The organism is Salinarchaeum sp. Harcht-Bsk1 (assembly GCF_000403645.1).
In the GTDB taxonomy this organism is placed as follows: Archaea; Halobacteriota; Halobacteria; order Halobacteriales; family Salinarchaeaceae; genus Salinarchaeum.
Genome location: NC_021313.1, coordinates 23,480 through 39,292 on the forward strand (window position 1 = coordinate 23,480; position 15,813 = coordinate 39,292).

Sequence of the window (15,813 nt, forward strand, 5' to 3'; positions counted from 1 at the left end):
CGCGTTCTCAGAGGAACCGTTCGATCGTCGCCGTAACCTCGTCGGCGACGGCGTTCTCGGACTGCGTGCCGTCCACGACGCGAACGTCGTTGCCTGCCTCGCGCTCTGCGTCGATCGCTTCGCGATAGGCCGCGTCGACGGCTTCGAGCGTCTCGACCCGTTCGAACCGATCAGCACCGCGCCCGTCGGCGGTGATCCGTTCGACGCAGACGGCCGGCGGGACGTCGAGAAAGACCGTGACGTCCGGTGGTCGTGCCCTGGCGTTGATGGTCCGGAGCCAGTCGGCGTCGACCCCGTCGGCTCGCTGGTACGCGAACGAGGACAGCGAGTACCGATCGACGAGGACGACGTCACCGGCTTCGAGCCGTGGCTCGATTTCGCGGTGCAAGTGATCGAGTCGGTCGGCCGCGAAGAGCAACGCGAGCGTCTCCGGGTCGAATTCGATCTCGCCTTCGAGACAGCGGCGGATCTGCGTCCCGACGGGGCCGTCGGTCGGTTCGGCAGAGCGGGCGGGCGAACGATCGGTCTCGTCCGCCACGAACGCTGCTGCTCGGCGCGCCTGTGTGGTCGTCCCGGCGCCGTCGAGGCCCTCGAACGCGACGAACAGGCCGTCGGTCATCGGTGTGGCTTCGCCCGGCCCCACTTTGGCCGTTACGGTCACCAACCCGATGGGCGTGAACCGGTCCTTCAGTCCTCGCCGTCGTTGCGCAAACTCGGGTGCGTCGCTGGCGATTCGGGCTGGCCGTCCAGCAACTGCCGTCGGTGCTCTCGGCTCGCGGCGAGGCGCTCTCGTCGCTCTGCCTCGTCGATTTCCTCACAGCCTGGCGGAACGTCGCGGTCGCGATCGGAGAAGTACCCCGCTGGCGTGACCCAGTCGTGGTAGAAGGGAACGTCCGCGTCGTGGATCACTGCGATCCCGACCTCTGCACCGTGTCCTGCGACGACGACGGTCTGGTGGGCTTTCCCGCCGATCCGACCGGTGGCGTAGATCCCGTCTACGCCAGTGCGACCCGAGTCGTCGACCTCGAGGAACGTCTTGGTCCCTCGCTCGGTCGTCTCGACGGGGAACCCCTCTAGATAGGAGCAATCTTTCCAGGAGGCGGCGACCAGACTGTCCGCGATCACCGTGCGATCTGCGGTGGTCGCGACGAGGCGATCGTCGCCCTCCGCTCGGGTCACTCCGTCGACGAATCCGTCGACGAACCGTCCCCCGGTGTCCTCGACCTGCGTCCGCGTGGCAGCCAGGAATTCCCTCGCATCGACGCCGCCCGGAAAGCCGGGGACGTTCTCGAGGTGTGCGTTCCGCGCGAGGATCGACGGTCCACCGTCGACTACGACAGTGTCGAGCCCTGCACGCGCGGTGTAGAGTGCGCAGGTGAGGCCGGCGGGGCCGGCCCCGATCACGCAGACGTCGGTCTCGATTCGTGCGGCATCACTCATACCAGAGTACTGGCGGATCCTCGGCATCAACGCACCGGAACCGGGCGATCGCTGGGGCACGATGCCACGAGAGTGGCACCTGTCGAACTGCCCGTGAGGACACCGATCCGAGTCAGCGCACCCGTCGCTGGCACTCCCGATCGGCGTACCCTCCTGGAGCGGATGCCTTTTTACGCGCCGTACCGACCCCGCTCGTATGCACTGTCTCGCTGTCGAGGGGTTGCCGGAGGTTCGCCCCGGGGACGACCTCGCGTCGCTGATCGAGGAGCGCTGTACGCTCCACGACGACGACGTCGTCTGCGTCGCGAGCACCGTCGTCTCGAAGGCCGAAGGTCGGGCCTTCGATCTCTCGGCGTTCCCCGCCAGCGAGCGGGCGCGTTCGATCGCTGCGCGACTCGAGGCAATTTCCGGTGACGAGAAGGACCCCCGGTTCGCCCAGGCGGTTCTCGAGGAGAGCGAGACGCTCGTGATGGAAGCCCCGTTCCTGCTCGCAGCGACGCGCTTTGGACACGTCGCACCCAACGCAGGCGTAGATCGGTCGAACGTCCCCGACTCGGACCTGTTGCTCCTCCCGGATGATCCGATGGCCAGCGCGGAGCGAATCCGCTCCAATCTCGACGCGGACGCGTCCGTCGTCGTGACGGACACCTGCGGGCGGCCGTTCCGGCACGGCCAGACGGGCGTCGCCATCGGGTACGCGGGGATCCCGGCCACGCGAGACTGGCGCGGGGAGACAGATCGCGACGGCCACGAACTCGAAGTGACCAACGAGTCGATCGTCGACGAACTCGCGGCTACCGCGAACCTCCTGACCGGCGAGGGCGACGACGGCGTGCCGGTCGTGGTGATCCGTGAATTCGAGTTCGGCGACCACGAGGGGAGCGAGCACCTCTTCCGAGACGCGAGCGAGGACCTCGTCCGAGAGGCCCTGCAGGAGTGGACGTTCTCCGACGCGAGCGACGCCGGATCGGCCACGGAGGGATCCCAGTGACCCGGCAACGCGTCGGTCACGCCGGGATCGAACTGACGCCGGAACATCCCATCGACGAGGTGGCCGACCTCGCGAGTCACGCCGAAACGGCTGGCTACGACGCCGTCTTCGTCGCCAACCACTACTTCAATCGGGATCCGTTCGCCGCGCTCATCCGGATCGCCAGCGTGACAGACGAAATCGGCGTCGGGACCGCGGGAGCGAACCCCTACGACACGCATCCAGTCACGCTCGCCTCGCGACTGGCCACGCTCCAGGAAGCCAGCGACGGTCGAGCGATCTTCGGGGTCGGGCCCGGCGACGCCTCCGCACTAAATTCGCTGGGAATCGACCGCGAACGGCCGCTGCGACGGGTCCTCGAGACGCTCCAGGTCGCACGTCAGCTGTGGGACGGAGAGCGCGTCAGCCACGACGGCACGTTCAGTACCAGCGACGCTGGTCTCGAGTACGACGTCGAGCGCCCTCCGGCGTACGTCGCCGCGCAGGGACCGCACATGCTGCGGATGGGTGCGAAGTACGGCGACGGGCTGCTCGTGAACGCCGCCCACCCGCGAGACCTGTCCTGGGCCACAGATCGCGTCGCCGAAGGCCGAGCGGAGCGAGACGACGGCGTGGATCCGGAGGTGCTGGCCTACGCGAGCGTTTCGATCGACGAGAATCACGACGAGGCACGCTCCCTCGCCCGTCGACCGGTTGCGTTCATCGCGGCCGGGGCGTCCCCGCACGTGCTCGATCGACACGGCCTCGATAGCGATCGTGCCGAGCAAATCGGGCAAGCACTCGAACGCGGCGCCTTCCACGAGGCCTTCGACGCCGTGACGCCGGCGATGATCGACGCACTGTCCGTCGCCGGCTCTCCGGAGGACGTGACGGAACGACTCGCAGCGATCGACGACGTGGTCGACGGTATCGTCGTCGGATCGCCCCTCGGTCCCGACCTGCGAACGGCGATCGATCTCGCCGCCGAGGCCATCGAGCAAGCTACCCAGTGACTGCCGTCCGGTTCGAGACGCCTCGGATGCAGCGTCGTCGCTCACTCGAACGGTCGGCCCATCGTTTCGAGAATCGCGCCCACGACGAGAACGCTCACGATGCCGACAGCGACTGCGAAGATCGCAGCCCCGGCAACGACGAGCAGCGGCGAGACTGGATCGCTCGTGGCGACGTCGGTAAACAACTCGACGAGTTCCTCGATCTGGGAGACGAGCGAGGCCATGGCCATCCGTGGCACTGCTCGACCCTTGTACTGGAGCGCCTACCAGCCGATCGCAGCGCTCCTCCGTTCGTTCCAGCGTCGTTCGCACCCGGTCGGTCCGCGACGTTGGGACGATTCCAGGGGAGAGCGGATCGACGGAGCCGCGACGGGGAAGGGGCTGCGACGTGGGGAAGAAGCCACGTAGCACGGACCGCCCCGTGAGCCGGTTTGGACGGTCTGAACCTCGATACACCGGGTCTGGTAAGCCAATCGTACCCCCGATGGTCAAAAGGTATATTCGTTCGGCGTGAGTCTTCGTTACTAGAGCACATGCCCGAGCGGTCGTCAAACGAACGTTTGCAGGAGTACGTCGCCGTCCTGCGTGGGATCGGGCTCACGGAGTCCGCGATCGTCGACGCGCATGGAGACCGGGAGCGGCCGGACGGTCCGCTCCAGTCGTACCCCGCGGAGACCCTTCCCGGCACGGACGAATTGGAACTCCACGACGCGCTCGGCGACGCTATCGCAGCTTCAGCGCGGGGGATCGACGCCCCCGCGGAGTACTGGAACCACGCGCCCGAGGTGCACCTCGACGAACTGCTCGCACCCTACGACTGTTCGATCACGATCCAGCCCTCCCAGTGGGCAGACACGCTCGCAGATGGCAAGTTCATCGTCCGGCTCAGGGACGCCAACGGCACCGAGTTCTGGACGCGGTTCGAGTATCCGGACAGCGACCTCGGCTCCGACAACTATCCGGCGCTCCTCCACCACGTCGAAGAGCAGCTTCTGGCACCCGCCGGCCTCAGGATCGTCCGTCTCGTGGCACCCCGTGGTCGCTGGCGCTTCGCGATGATGAGCGTCGAGCAACTCGCTGCGCTACGGAACCGATACGGGGAGCGCCTCCGGATCTTCGGAGCCCCTCTCCTCGCGGCAGATCAGCCACCTGCGTTCGCGAACGAGCATCCGCCGGTCCCCCGCTGGTACGACGCTGATGAGGACGTGGAGCCGGCGTCCGACGACGACCTCTCCCTCGACGTTCCAGCCACCGAATCGCTCGACGACCTCGAACCGAGTGACGCCGACCTGGAGCTCGACGAATCGCCGGAGACCATCATCGAATCCGTCGAGAACGCCGACGCAGGCTCGGGGACCACGGGGTCGGTCACTGCCGACGCCGACGTCGAGGCGAGCGACGATCAGGTAGAGTCCGTCTTCGGCGACCTCTCGGACGTCTCACTCGAGCCGGAAGACCCCGATCCAGAGCCGACAACTGGAGGGTCCTCCGGTGGCACGCTTGCCATCGACGGCGGTGCTGCAGCTGCGACGGGTGCCGACGATCCGATCGACGATCTCTTCGACGAGATGAAACGGGACATCGCCGATTCCGAGGTCGAGACCGGAGAGAACGCCGACGCAGGTAACGACGCGAGCATCGCCGACCTCGTCGAGAACGTCGAGGAGAGCCCCCGCGCGAACGACGAGCGGGACGACGTTCCTCAGGACGCCGCAGACCTCACTGCATCCGAGCTGTTTTCGAGCCTCAACGAGGAGTAACCGGTACTTCCAGGCCGGCAGGAGGTCACCCGCCAGCGAATGGAGGCCTGCGGGATTGACCGACACCACCATCAGGAACGGGCAGCCCTGTAACGAGTACTGATAGTACTATACGGCACTCGCAGTAGAAAAGCAACTGAAGACGAGATTCGGTGTCGCGCTGTGCAAACTGCTCCCGAGAGATCGCGATAGCGAACCCAACGTCGACGGCTCGATCAGTCTTCGTCGGTCGGTTCGTCGTCGTCGTTGCCACCGCGGACGGTAGCCTCGGCCGTCGTTGCACTCGCACTCTGGGACTCCAGACGGCGATCGACCAGCGCGTCGAAGTCCTCAGCAGCGTCGTACTGGTCGCGGAGCTGGAGTGCCACGCGCCCCTGCTCGGTGATCTCGTAGAGTCCCGAGCGGTCGGCCGGTCCGATCTTCCGGACGAGCCCGTAATCGTCGAGTACCGGAAGACGGTTGTTGACGTTCTTCCTGCTCTTTCCCGTGATCTCTGCGATGTTCGGAGCGACGTTCCTGCCGTAGGAGTGGAGCGCCTCCAGCACCAGGAAGTCAGTTGGTTGCCTCAGTCGCACGATTGGACGTCAGTACGTGACCGACCACCAAATAACCTTGCCTTCGCCACGACCATCCTCATCGGCCGATCGCCCCAGCCATCGTGAATGTTTCGGCCAAACGGTCGAATGCGGCCCCTCGCCGGCAGCGTCGAGGGGGAGTTTTCTGGATGCCACTTGCAATTGCCAACGGTAATCTTATTACCTTCCGGCCCAAACGAGTAATTGGGCCGGCGAACCGGCCGTGCCCACCCCTCTCCCCCACGATGCCGGATCCAACCACAGCGGTCCTTGCCAACGGTCGTGACGGCCCCGGGTCCCACCCAGCCCGGGCCACGTCACGCTTTTCGTACCCAGATCCTCATCGAGTGATCGGTCGATCGGAGGCGGATTTCGATGAGTGACGCCGGCAGCGACGGGCGTCAGTACAGCGACCGGTCGCTCGCATTCGGAGCGTCTGCAGCGCTCTTCGAGTACGCACCCCAGCCGATGGCAGCCGTTCAGGGATCCGAGACGCCCAGTATCCAGGTCGTGAACCGTTCGTACCTCGAGCAGTTCGACGGCCGCCGCGTGGACGAGCGGGATGCACGTAGCTTTCGGCGTCGAACTGCGCTGTCCGACCCGGAGCGAGCCGTCGTCCGCACGGCCGCGTCGGGTTCGGTCGGCTGCGATACGGTGGCCAAGCGAACCGCAGACGGCCACCGGCAGTTCCAGGTCCGGGCGATCCCGGCACCCCGGTCCGACGTCACCGCTTACCTCCAGTACCGCGACGTTACTGCCCGGCAGATTCGGGATCAGCAGCTCGCGGTCCTCCGCCGCGTCCTCAGACACGACCTCCGAAACGACCTGACGGTGATGCTGGGCTACGCCCAGTCCATCGCGGAGTCCTCGGACGATCCCGAGTCACGTCGAGACGCCGAGACCATCGTCGAGGCCGCGAGAGACCTTCGAACCGTTGCAGACTCGGCGGGTCGAATGCAGTGCGTGACTGCGCCCGCCCGCTCCAAATCACTCCGGGAGATTGCGACGACCGTTCGACGGTCGATCGTACCCGCCTTCTCTGGCAGGTTCGACGTCGACGGTACGATCCCCCCTATCACGGTGGACAATCGGATCGAAGTCGCACTCGAGGAACTCTGTCAAACTGTCGAGGAGCACGGCGACGCGACGACGCTCGAGCTAGCCGCCGATGAAGGCGACGACTGGGCCACGATCACGCTCGAAACGAACGGCACGCTCTGTGAACAGGAGCGATCGGCGCTTGAGGGTCGTGACGAGACGCAGCTTCGGCACGCGACCGGGATCGCTCCCTGGATAGCCCGCTGGGCCGTCCGTGCAGCCGGTGGACGGCTCAGGCTCGACCGCCTCGACGGAGGTGGCTGTCGGATCGTGATTCTCGTCCCGACGATCGATCCCGCAACAGAGAGCACGACCCGATCGGCGAGCTGGAGCGACGACTGAATCGGCTCCTCGTCGCCGGAGCTATTACGCCACGCACCGGCAGCACTTGCTATGCGTGTCACCTTCCTCGGAACTGGTAGCGCGATGCCCACCGGCGATCGCTTCCAGACCGGCATCGTCGTGGAAGACGGCGGCGAACGTCTCCTCGTCGACTGCGGGAGCGGCGTCCTCCATCGCCTGCAGTCGGATGGGCCGGGCTACGAGGCCATCGACACCGTCCTCCTCACGCACCACCACCTCGACCACGTCGCCGACCTCATGCCGCTGATCAAGGCACGCTGGCTCGCCGGCGAGGAAGCACTGACCGTGGCCGGACCCGAGGGGACGGAGGACCTGCTCGAGGGGCTCTTCGACGTCCACGAGTACATGCAGGACCGAATCGACCTGACCGTCCGGGAACTCGACGCCGGGTCCGCGACGGTCGGGGGTTTCGATGTCGAAGCGCGATGGACCGAACACTCCCTCCCCTGCCTGGCCTACCGGTTCGACGATCGCTTCGCCTTCAGCGGCGATTCCGAAGCGTTCGAGGCACTCGCCGAGTTCCTGGACGGCACGGCCGTCGTCGCGCACGACTGCTCGTTCCCCGACGACGTCGACGTGTCGAACCACGCGACTCCGGCCGAACTCGGCGCGACGCTGGCCTCGGCCGACGTCGACGTCGGTCGAATCTACCTCACGCACCGCTATCCCCACACGGACGGACGCGAGGAGGAGATGCTCGCGTCGCTCACCGAGCAGTACGACGTCGACGCACGGATGGCACAGGACGGGCTCTCGGTGACGATCGACCAGCAGTAACGCGTCGTCGTTGGGAGCGACGCCTGGAAGAGAGAGAGCCCGGAAGAGAGAGCCCAGAAGAGAGACGCCAAATCGCTCGATTCAGTCGATCCGGTAGCGCAGGAGTGCGGCGATGCCACCGAGATTCGCGAGCTGCTGCCCCGGATCGAACTCACCGGAGAAGACCACCACGTCGCCGCCCTGTTGCTCCACGCGTTCGACGACGTGGTCGGCGTCGATCGACCACTCGCCCTCGCCGGCGCGCTCGACCCGCAAGCGATCGTCGAGCACCAGCAGCGTCTCGACCGCGCCGAACTCCGTCGCCTCGGCGACTGCGTCTGGACCGTACGCGACCGGTTCGTCGCTGCCGATCCTGGCGGTCAACTCGTCGATCAGCTCCGCTTCCTCCGCGATTCTCGTTTCCTCCCGGAGTTCGTCGACCGCGCCGCGCTTGAGCACCTCGTGGACCCCCCGGTCGCCACCGGCGCTGGTGTCCACCGTTCGGATGCGGTCGGCGAGTTCGGCGTCGTTCTCCTCGACGTACCTCAGTGCGTCCTGCTTCGTGAAACCGGGGCCGGCGAGCACGATCGCGTCGGCGTCCATGCGGCCGAGGACGGTCGCGAGTTCCGCGAACAGTTCGTCGCGATCGCGGGCGAACTCGCCCTTGCCAGTCGTCGACGTGATCGTCGCGCGCTCTTCGGTGCCGTAGGCCTCGACGGTGTAAACGGCGGCCTCGCCCTCCTCGACGGTCGCGATTGCGACGTCGGGCTGGTCGGTGGCCTCCTCGGCTTCCTCGATGCGCTCGATCTGGTCCGGGGCGAAGTGCTTCTCGATCTCGATCTCGTCGTGAATCTCGACGTTGAGCGTGTGGTGGAGGCCGAGTTGGTCTTCCCTGGAGCAGTCGGCGATCTCGCCGCCGATCCTGAGGCGGTTCGCGAACTTGTGGAACTCGACGGTGTCGACCGCGATCTCGACCCAGAGGTGCTCGCGTTCGCCGCCGGTGTCGCGGAGTTGTTCGTCGTCGCGCGTGATCCGGCGGGTCGTGTCGCCGGCGACGCGATCGCCGGGTTCGACGACGTACTGGAGGTGCCAGAGGTCGTCCAGGCTGTCCGGGACGAGCGTGATTCGCTCGGCACCGCCCTCGACCCGGTATCGGTCCTGGATTCGCATACTCCGCGGTCCGCGCCGGCACCGGAAATGTCCTGCGTTCGGTCGATGCCAGTCGCCGGGCGAGGCCGATCGGCAACCGTAACCGAGCCGTAGTTCTGCGATATTCTGCGTTTCTGAGGGGTTGCACCAGCGTTTTTCCGGTCGGCGGTGTATGACGAGCCGATGCCATCAGCACTGTTCGTCGTGAGCGAGCACGGCTACTGGGGCGAGGAGTGCGTCGAACCGCTCGAGACGCTCACCGAGGCGGGCGTCGAGATCACCGTCGCGACGCCGACTGGCGGCGCACCGGAGCCCGACGAGAGGTCCGTCGATCCGGACAACGTCGGCGAGGAGCAGGCCGACCACGTGACGGAGGTCGCGAAGAACGACGAGCGGCTTCGGAACCCCGTCCAGATTACCGAGGTATCGGCGGCGGACTTCGACGCCGTCGTGTTCCCCGGCGGCCACGGCACGGAGTGGGACGTGAACCAGGACAGGCACGCTCGAACGCTCCTCCGCGACGCGGTCGTGGGCGAGGACGGCAAAGCGCTCGTCGTCTGCCACGCCGCCGGTCTCCTGGCGTTCACCCGCGACGCCGACGGCGAGTTTCTGGTCGACGGCCGCTCCGTCACCGGCTTCCCCAACGACTGGGAGGAGGGCATCGTCGACGACCAGGACCTGATGCCCGACGGACGGAAGCTGCCCTACTGGGTCGAGGACGAGGTCAAAGCCGCCGGTGGCGACTGGGACGCCGAACTCGACCAGGACACCTCGGTGCGGGTGGACGGCGATCTGGTCACCGCTCGCGGTCCGAGTTCCTCGTCCCGGGCCGCTCAGACGCTGCTCGACGAACTCGGCATCGAGCAGGCCGCCTGAGTCCCGCCAGCAGTCCCACGTTTCTCACTGTTGGTCGGCGATTCGCTCGACGCGCTCCAGCGAGTCGGCACCGTCCGAATCGAGGTCCTCCCGGACCGTGACGAACCGCGGGAACCGGAGCGCGTAGCCGGACTCGTAGGTCGGCGACCGCTGGATCTCCTCGTAGCCGACCTCGAAGACGACGGCGGGTTCGATATCGACCGCCTGGCCCTCGCTCGATCGGACGTGCGGTTCGAGCAGGTCGTGGAGGTCGGCGAGTTCCTCGTCGGTGATTCCGGTGGCGACGTTCCCGACCTCGACGAAATCGTCCTCGGTTCGCGCAGCGAGGGTGTAGGTGCCGAGTAGCTCCGCACGGCGACCTTCGCCCCACTCGGCGCCGGTGACGACGAGGTCGAGCGTCTCGACGTCCGGCTTGCGCTTTCGCCAGTCCTTCCCGCGACGACCAGGGGTGTAGGCCGCCTCGGGGTTCTTCAGCATGATGCCCTCGTGACCGGCTTCGAGCGCCTCGGCTTCCAGCGATGCTATCTCGTCGGCGTCGGCCGTCACGGTCGCCTCGACGACGCCGTCGTCCGCGACCGCTTCCAGGTACTCTCGCCGGCCAGCGAGCGGGACGTCGAGGAGATCGACGCCGGGACCGTCCCCCGGCTCGCGGACACCGCTGGACTGCGGCGATTCGTGCTGGCCGTCATCGCCCCTCACAGCTCCTCCACCGTCCGACCCCGGGTCAGTACCGTCCTCGCGCTTTCCTCCACCGGTTTCAGCCCACGCCCCGAGGCCAGCCTGCTCTCGCGACCGTTCGGCGACTGCTCCGTCGGGGTCGCTCCCGTTTCCAGAATCGGCCTCGGGAACCGATCCTCCTGCATCGACCGTGGGAATGCCGTCGTTCCCCAGTTCGTCGTGGACGCTCCGGGGTGCGTGGAGGCAATCGAAGACGTGGAGTTCCGTCGCGACTGCCTCGCGGGCGGCTGCGACGTCGTGTTTGCGCCGGAACCGTCGCAGGATCTCCTGGAAGGGAAGCGGCTCACCGTCCTCGTCGACCGCGACGACCTCCCCGTCCAGGATCGCCGGCGGCTCCACGTGTTCTGCGACGAAGTCGACGATCTCCGGGAGGGCCTCCGTCACCTCCTCCATGTTTCGCGAGTAGAGATGGACGCGATCCTCGCGAGCCTTTCCGTCGTTCGCATCGGTATCCGTCGTGGCCACCAGATCGTCCGGCGGGTCCTCCGCAGCCTCGTAGTGGACCTGCACTCGCGCGCCGTCGAGTTTGGTCTCGACGAGCGCCGACTTCCAGTCTTCGAGCGCGTCGGTGACGGTGCCTGCCTGTGCGAGCATCGCCTGCACCGGCCGTCCGACCTCGAGGCCGAGTTCGTCCAGGGCGGCCTCGCCGCCCGCACGGGCCTCCTCCGCGACGAGCCCGTAATCGTTGGTCACCTGGAGGGCCCGGGCGACCGTGGATTCGGTGACCTCGAAGGCCGCTGCGATCGCGTCCCGGACGGTGCCCTCACCGACGCCGATGCGCATCTCGCCGAGGACGAGTCGCGAGAGGTAGCGCGCCTCCTCCGGCGTGCTGTCGCTGAACAGCGAGAAGAGTAGATCTTCCTTCCGGTCTTCGCTGCCGGATCCCGACGCACTCGCGATCGCATCGAACTCCTCGAAGACGTCGCTGACCAACCGCCCCTTCTCGCCGTCGTCGCCAGAGACCGCGAACGCGTCGAGACCGGCCTGTCCACCCAGCTCGAGGCTGGCAGCCACGTCGCCGACGTCGCCGAGGTCCGCGAGCCGATCCTCGATGGTCTCCGCGGAGACGCCGGGCTCGGCAGCACGGGCCAGGGCTGCGTAGCAACGGCTCGGGCCGATGTCGTGCGTTCGGGACTGCCACGCCGGGAAGATTCGACCCTGGACGAACCGAGCGACGATGGGAAGGTCCTCCTCGGCTGCCTCGAGCAGATCCGCCGTCAGCGCGATTACGTCGAGGTCGGCGTCCGTCTGCTCGATCTCGGCTGCGCGGGTGGCGAACGCCTCGAACTCCATTCGAGACGAGGATTTCGGGGGATTCGTGTTAAGCGCCGCGGGTCAGTGCAGCCGTCCGTCGGGTCCCCGGTCAGGGCGCGAATCCGATGCAGCTTGCGCAGTTCGTCGAAACGATGATCGCCAGCGGCGTCAAGCCTCGGTCCGCTTCCCCACCTTGAAGGCAATCGCCGTTGGATCCCAGGGCATGGCAGACGTCGACCTCGTGGACGACGTCGCGGCCCTCCGATCGATCGATCACGAGCGCTTCCACCAGCAGGTCGAAACGGAACGGAAGCGTCTCAAAGCGGCGATCGACGACGGAATATTCGACAACCCACAGGGCAGCATCGGCCTCGAGTACGAGTTCTACGCCGTCGCCGAACCCGACGCAGCCGAGGGACGAACCGGGGCCACGGAGGCGGGGAGTCTGATGCGGGTTCCCCGCCGGCTCCTCACGATGATCGGCTTCGAGAAGGAACTCGGCCTCCACAACGCCGAGATGAGCACCAGTCCACAGCCACTGAACCGTTACGGGCTGACCTCACAGGAGGCCGAGGTCCAGAGTCGGCTCGCGGCTGCTCAGGACGTCACGCAGACCGAAGGGATGCGCCTCGTGAGCGACGGACTCTGGACGATTCCGCCACACGGCGAGACTGCGCGGGACTACCTCACCGCGGCCGCGATCGAGAACGACGTCGCCATCGCGACGAACATGAGCGACGCCGTGCGCTACCACGCGATGGCCAACAGCGAGGCCGCGGACGTCGGCCTCGTCGTCGATGCGCCGCACGTCTCCCTGTCGGCGGAGACGGTGATGCCCGAGAGCCTCATTACCTCGATTCAACCCCACTACCAGGTCCCCCAGGCCAGAGATTTGCCGCTGTACTTCCGCTACGCACTCAGGATCGCCGCACCGTTGCTCGCGCTCTGTGCGAACAGCCCGTTCTTCCCACCGGACTGCTACGAGGATGGCACGACGATCGAGGACGCGATCGAGGACGGCTGGGACGAGCACCGCATCTCCGTCTTCGAGACCGTCCTGAACGCGCCGTCCGAGACCACCGGCAAAGTCAGGTTCCCCCGCGAGATCGAATCCGCGAAGCAGACAGTCGACCGCGTGGCCGAGGACGACCTGCTGATCCCGATCGACGTCGAGGAGACCGGGCGCTACGACGACGAGTTCGCGCACTTCCGGCACAAGCACGGCAGCTTCTGGCGGTGGATTCGTCCTGTCTTCGACGGGCCATCGAAGTCCGCAGCAAACGCCCGGATCGAGTTCCGCCCGATCGCCGGGCAACCGACCGTGCACGACTCCATCTCGGTGCTCGCAGCCTTCGCCGGGCTGATGGTACAGCTTCCGCGAATCGACCATCCCGTGGACGAACTCGACTGGGAGACCGCGTACGACAACTTCTACGCCGCGATGCGCCAGGGGATCGACGCGAACCTGCTGTGGATCACCGAAGACGGACACGAGACGCGCCGGATCGACGCGATCTACGGCGACCTGCTCGATCAGGCCGAGGCGGGGCTCCGGGCCAAGGACGTCCCCTCCCACCAGATCGATAGCTATCTCCGGCCACTCAGAAAGCGCGTCGAACTTCGAACCACTCCCGCGACCTGGAAGCGGGATCGTGCCAGAGCAGCAGCCGATGCGGGCGGGGACCTCGCCGAAGCGATCGGAACTGCCCAGCGCGCCTATCTCGACCGACAGCGAGGAACGCTGCTCGAGGGATCCTTCGTCGACTGGGTCGAGGACTGATCGGATCGCTCGATCCGGTCGATCTGGATCGGATCGCTATCGGATCGGTCGCTCCGGATCGGGGCTCACTGCATCGGATCGTTATCGGTTCTGTCGCCGCTGCGGGAACGTCGATGCCAGTCACAGACGGCGGGGCCGTCGTTCGATACGAGTCGGCACGGCCTGCAACGGTGAACATCATTATAGGGCTGTACTTCTTGGACCAGCACATGGTAACGTTCCTCTCCGGCGGGACCGGAACGCCGAAGCTGTTGGACGGCGCCGCCGTTGCCTACGAGCCCGAGGAGACGACCGTGATCGCCAACACGGGGGACGACATCGAACTGGGCGGCCTCCTGGTCTCGCCCGACCTCGACACCTTGCTCTACCAGGGCGGGGGCGTCCTGAACCGCGACCGCTGGTGGGGGATCGGCGGCGATACGACGCGGACCCACGACGGCCTCCACGACATCGGGAAGGCGATGGGACTGGAAGCCGGCCCGCGCTACCTCGCGGACGACGCGCAGACTGCCGGCCGCGACATCGCCGACTGGCGTCGGTTCTCCGGCGCGGTCGAGTTCATGGAGATCGGCGACCGCGACCGGTCCGTCCACGTCACGCGAACGAGCCTCCTCGACGAGGGGCACACGCTCTCCGAGGTCACCGAGCGTCTCTGCGAGGCCTTCGGCGTCACGCTGGAGCTACTGCCGATGAGCGACGATCCCGTCGCGAGCCTCGTCCACACCCCAGAGGAGGTCATGCACTTCCAGGAGTACTGGGTCGCTCGCGACGGTGAACCGGACGTCGAGAACGTGGAGTTCCGTGGGTCTTCGACGGCCGAACCGGCACCCGGCGTGCTGGACGCGCTCGAGGACGACGTGGTCATCGGTCCCTCGAACCCAGTGACGAGCATCGGCCCGATGCTCGCAATCGACGGCATCAGCGACGCACTCGCCCAGACCACCGTCGTCGCCGTCTCGCCGTTCCGGGGCGACGAAGCGTTCTCCGGGCCGGTCGCCGACCTCATGGACGCCGTGGGTGCCGTGCCGTCGACCGAAGGCATCGCTACGGCCTACCCCTTCGCCGACGCGTTCGTGATCGACGAGGACGACGACGCGAACTTCGATCGCCCGGTCGTCCGCACCGACATCGAGATCGACGGCCGCGAGGACGCCGCCCGCGTCGTGCAAGCCGTCGAGCGAGCGCTCGACGAGGTCTGAGTGTATCTGGAATGGGACCCGACGTATCGTTTTCACCGCGCGTCGCAGTAGCCAGTTTGAGCGGTCAGTCCGACGCGACCTGGGCGACGAACGCCCTGCCCCACGTCGGAGCAGCGTTTCTCGGTGGCATCGCCCTCGACGAACCGACGCGAGAGGGCGCACGGGAACTCGTCGAACGGGACCGCGAGGAGTTTCTCCCGGACGATCCCATCGGCTGGATCGACGAGCAACTCGCCACCCTCGCCGACGAACCCCTGCTCCCGGCTGTCAACGTTCGCGCGGCGTCTCCCGAACCGATCGCCGACGCCGCCAGACGCTGTGCCGCCCACGACGCGATCCTCGAAGTCAACGCCCACTGCAGACAGCCGGAACTCTGTGCCGTCGGCACCGGACAGACCCTCCTTCGCGAGCCCGAACGGCTCGCGAACTACGTCGACGCTGCCACGACCGAGGGCGCGACGGTCTCCGTCAAGCTACGCACCGAACTCGCGGACGTCGACCTGCCCGTTCTCGCCAGCCGCCTCGAGGTCGCCGGTGCCGACGTCCTGCACGTAGACGCGATGGACTCCGAGCCCGAGATCGCCGACGTCGTCGAGGCCACCGACGCGTTCGTGATCGCCAATAACGAGGTCAGAGGACGGGAGAGCGTCCGCGAGTATCTCGAGTACGGCGCCGACGCCGTGAGCGTGGGTCGACCGAGCACGGAACCGGCAGTCCTGGAGCGAGTGCGATCCGCGACGGAGGCGTGGTTCGAGGCCGAACAGGTCGCGCCCTGATTGGGGCACCTCACTTCCCGGTCCGAGCGCAGTTCCACAGTCCGACGCCGAGACACTCGACACGAC

General features: G+C 66.9%; 15 protein-coding genes. 9 read left to right on the forward strand and 6 right to left on the reverse strand.

All coding sequences use genetic code 11. The features are described from left to right. Window positions 1–7: 7 nt before the first annotated feature. Both tmk and L593_RS00125 read right to left on the reverse strand, forming a co-directional pair. A complete protein-coding gene (gene tmk / locus L593_RS00120; RefSeq protein WP_020444873.1) occupies window positions 8–619 on the reverse strand; it encodes a dTMP kinase in 612 nt (203 codons plus the stop codon). A gap of 68 nt (window positions 620–687) precedes the next feature. After that, entirely contained in the window at window positions 688–1,440 is a 753-nt protein-coding gene (locus L593_RS00125) for an FAD-dependent oxidoreductase (protein ID WP_020444874.1), read from the reverse strand. Between the two features lie 196 nt (window positions 1,441–1,636). Between L593_RS00125 and L593_RS00130 the strand changes: the two genes are divergently transcribed. Both L593_RS00130 and L593_RS00135 read left to right on the forward strand, forming a co-directional pair. Further along, entirely contained in the window at window positions 1,637–2,431 is a 795-nt protein-coding gene (locus L593_RS00130; RefSeq protein WP_020444875.1) for a coenzyme F420-0:L-glutamate ligase, read from the forward strand. Further along, window positions 2,428–3,423, forward strand: coding sequence for a 5,10-methylenetetrahydromethanopterin reductase (locus L593_RS00135; RefSeq protein ID WP_049893709.1), 996 nt, complete (start codon window positions 2,428–2,430; stop codon window positions 3,421–3,423). The genes L593_RS00130 and L593_RS00135 overlap by 4 nt, the downstream gene beginning before the upstream one ends. Window positions 3,424–3,464: 41 nt before the next feature. Here the strand turns inward: L593_RS00135 and L593_RS00140 are convergent, their stop codons facing one another. Continuing rightward, a complete protein-coding gene (locus L593_RS00140; RefSeq protein ID WP_144060676.1) occupies window positions 3,465–3,653 on the reverse strand; it encodes a hypothetical protein in 189 nt (62 codons plus the stop codon). A gap of 303 nt (window positions 3,654–3,956) precedes the next feature. Here L593_RS00140 and L593_RS00145 point away from each other — a divergent pair, with 303 nt between their 5' ends. Continuing rightward, window positions 3,957–5,183, forward strand: coding sequence for a hypothetical protein (locus L593_RS00145; protein ID WP_049893710.1), 1,227 nt, complete (start codon window positions 3,957–3,959; stop codon window positions 5,181–5,183). A 215-nt stretch (window positions 5,184–5,398) separates the two neighbouring features. On the opposite strand, the gene L593_RS00150 is transcribed toward L593_RS00145, so the two are convergent. Next, entirely contained in the window at window positions 5,399–5,758 is a 360-nt protein-coding gene (locus tag L593_RS00150; RefSeq protein ID WP_049893712.1) for a hypothetical protein, read from the reverse strand. 375 nt (window positions 5,759–6,133) lie between these two features. Here L593_RS00150 and L593_RS00155 point away from each other — a divergent pair, with 375 nt between their 5' ends. Beyond that, window positions 6,134–7,198 (forward strand): sensor histidine kinase KdpD, encoded by a 1,065-nt coding sequence (locus L593_RS00155; RefSeq protein ID WP_020444880.1) that lies wholly within the window; start codon window positions 6,134–6,136, stop codon window positions 7,196–7,198. Window positions 7,199–7,249: 51 nt separating this feature from the next. Further along, on the forward strand, window positions 7,250–7,996 hold the full coding sequence (locus L593_RS00160) for an MBL fold metallo-hydrolase (RefSeq protein WP_020444881.1): 747 nt from the start codon (window positions 7,250–7,252) through the stop codon (window positions 7,994–7,996). An 81-nt stretch (window positions 7,997–8,077) separates the two neighbouring features. On the opposite strand, the gene L593_RS00165 is transcribed toward L593_RS00160, so the two are convergent. Then, window positions 8,078–9,145, reverse strand: a complete 1,068-nt coding sequence (locus tag L593_RS00165) for an mRNA surveillance protein pelota (protein WP_020444882.1) — start codon at window positions 9,143–9,145, stop codon at window positions 8,078–8,080. 162 nt (window positions 9,146–9,307) lie between these two features. On the opposite strand from L593_RS00165, the gene L593_RS00170 reads away from it, so the two are divergent. Beyond that, window positions 9,308–10,000 carry a type 1 glutamine amidotransferase domain-containing protein gene (locus tag L593_RS00170; protein WP_020444883.1) on the forward strand — a complete coding sequence of 231 codons (693 nt, stop codon included), beginning with the start codon at window positions 9,308–9,310 and terminating at the stop codon, window positions 9,998–10,000. 24 nt (window positions 10,001–10,024) lie between these two features. Here L593_RS00170 and L593_RS16220 read toward each other — a convergent pair whose 3' ends face one another. Next, entirely contained in the window at window positions 10,025–12,031 is a 2,007-nt protein-coding gene (locus L593_RS16220) for a DNA ligase (ATP) (protein WP_020444884.1), read from the reverse strand. 184 nt (window positions 12,032–12,215) lie between these two features. Here L593_RS16220 and L593_RS00180 point away from each other — a divergent pair, with 184 nt between their 5' ends. The 3 genes from L593_RS00180 (at window position 12,216) to L593_RS00190 (ending at window position 15,747) form a co-directional block, all read left to right on the forward strand. Beyond that, window positions 12,216–13,772, forward strand: coding sequence for a hypothetical protein (locus tag L593_RS00180; protein ID WP_020444885.1), 1,557 nt, complete (start codon window positions 12,216–12,218; stop codon window positions 13,770–13,772). Window positions 13,773–13,981: 209 nt separating this feature from the next. Next, window positions 13,982–14,971, forward strand: a complete 990-nt coding sequence (cofD, locus tag L593_RS00185; RefSeq protein ID WP_020444886.1) for a 2-phospho-L-lactate transferase — start codon at window positions 13,982–13,984, stop codon at window positions 14,969–14,971. Between the two features lie 11 nt (window positions 14,972–14,982). Next, a complete protein-coding gene (locus L593_RS00190; RefSeq protein ID WP_020444887.1) occupies window positions 14,983–15,747 on the forward strand; it encodes a tRNA-dihydrouridine synthase in 765 nt (254 codons plus the stop codon). The last annotated feature ends 66 nt before the right edge of the window (window positions 15,748–15,813 follow it).

Excerpts from the sequence above, each read along its gene's own strand:
- L593_RS00155 (WP_020444880.1), top strand. The coding sequence starts at position 6,134 with ATGAGTGACGCCGGCAGCGACGGGCGTCAGTACAGCGACCGGTCGCTC.
- L593_RS00140 (WP_144060676.1), bottom strand. The coding sequence starts at position 3,653 with ATGGCCATGGCCTCGCTCGTCTCCCAGATCGAGGAACTCGTCGAGTTG.
- L593_RS00125 (WP_020444874.1), bottom strand. The coding sequence starts at position 1,440 with ATGAGTGATGCCGCACGAATCGAGACCGACGTCTGCGTGATCGGGGCC.
- L593_RS00165 (WP_020444882.1), bottom strand. The coding sequence starts at position 9,145 with ATGCGAATCCAGGACCGATACCGGGTCGAGGGCGGTGCCGAGCGAATC.
- L593_RS00170 (WP_020444883.1), top strand. The coding sequence starts at position 9,308 with ATGCCATCAGCACTGTTCGTCGTGAGCGAGCACGGCTACTGGGGCGAG.
- L593_RS00190 (WP_020444887.1), top strand. The coding sequence starts at position 14,983 with ATGGGACCCGACGTATCGTTTTCACCGCGCGTCGCAGTAGCCAGTTTG.
- tmk (WP_020444873.1), bottom strand. The coding sequence starts at position 619 with ATGACCGACGGCCTGTTCGTCGCGTTCGAGGGCCTCGACGGCGCCGGG.
- L593_RS16220 (WP_020444884.1), bottom strand. The coding sequence starts at position 12,031 with ATGGAGTTCGAGGCGTTCGCCACCCGCGCAGCCGAGATCGAGCAGACG.
- L593_RS00160 (WP_020444881.1), top strand. The coding sequence starts at position 7,250 with ATGCGTGTCACCTTCCTCGGAACTGGTAGCGCGATGCCCACCGGCGAT.
- cofD (WP_020444886.1), top strand. The coding sequence starts at position 13,982 with ATGGTAACGTTCCTCTCCGGCGGGACCGGAACGCCGAAGCTGTTGGAC.
- L593_RS00130 (WP_020444875.1), top strand. The coding sequence starts at position 1,637 with ATGCACTGTCTCGCTGTCGAGGGGTTGCCGGAGGTTCGCCCCGGGGAC.
- L593_RS00180 (WP_020444885.1), top strand. The coding sequence starts at position 12,216 with ATGGCAGACGTCGACCTCGTGGACGACGTCGCGGCCCTCCGATCGATC.
- L593_RS00145 (WP_049893710.1), top strand. The coding sequence starts at position 3,957 with ATGCCCGAGCGGTCGTCAAACGAACGTTTGCAGGAGTACGTCGCCGTC.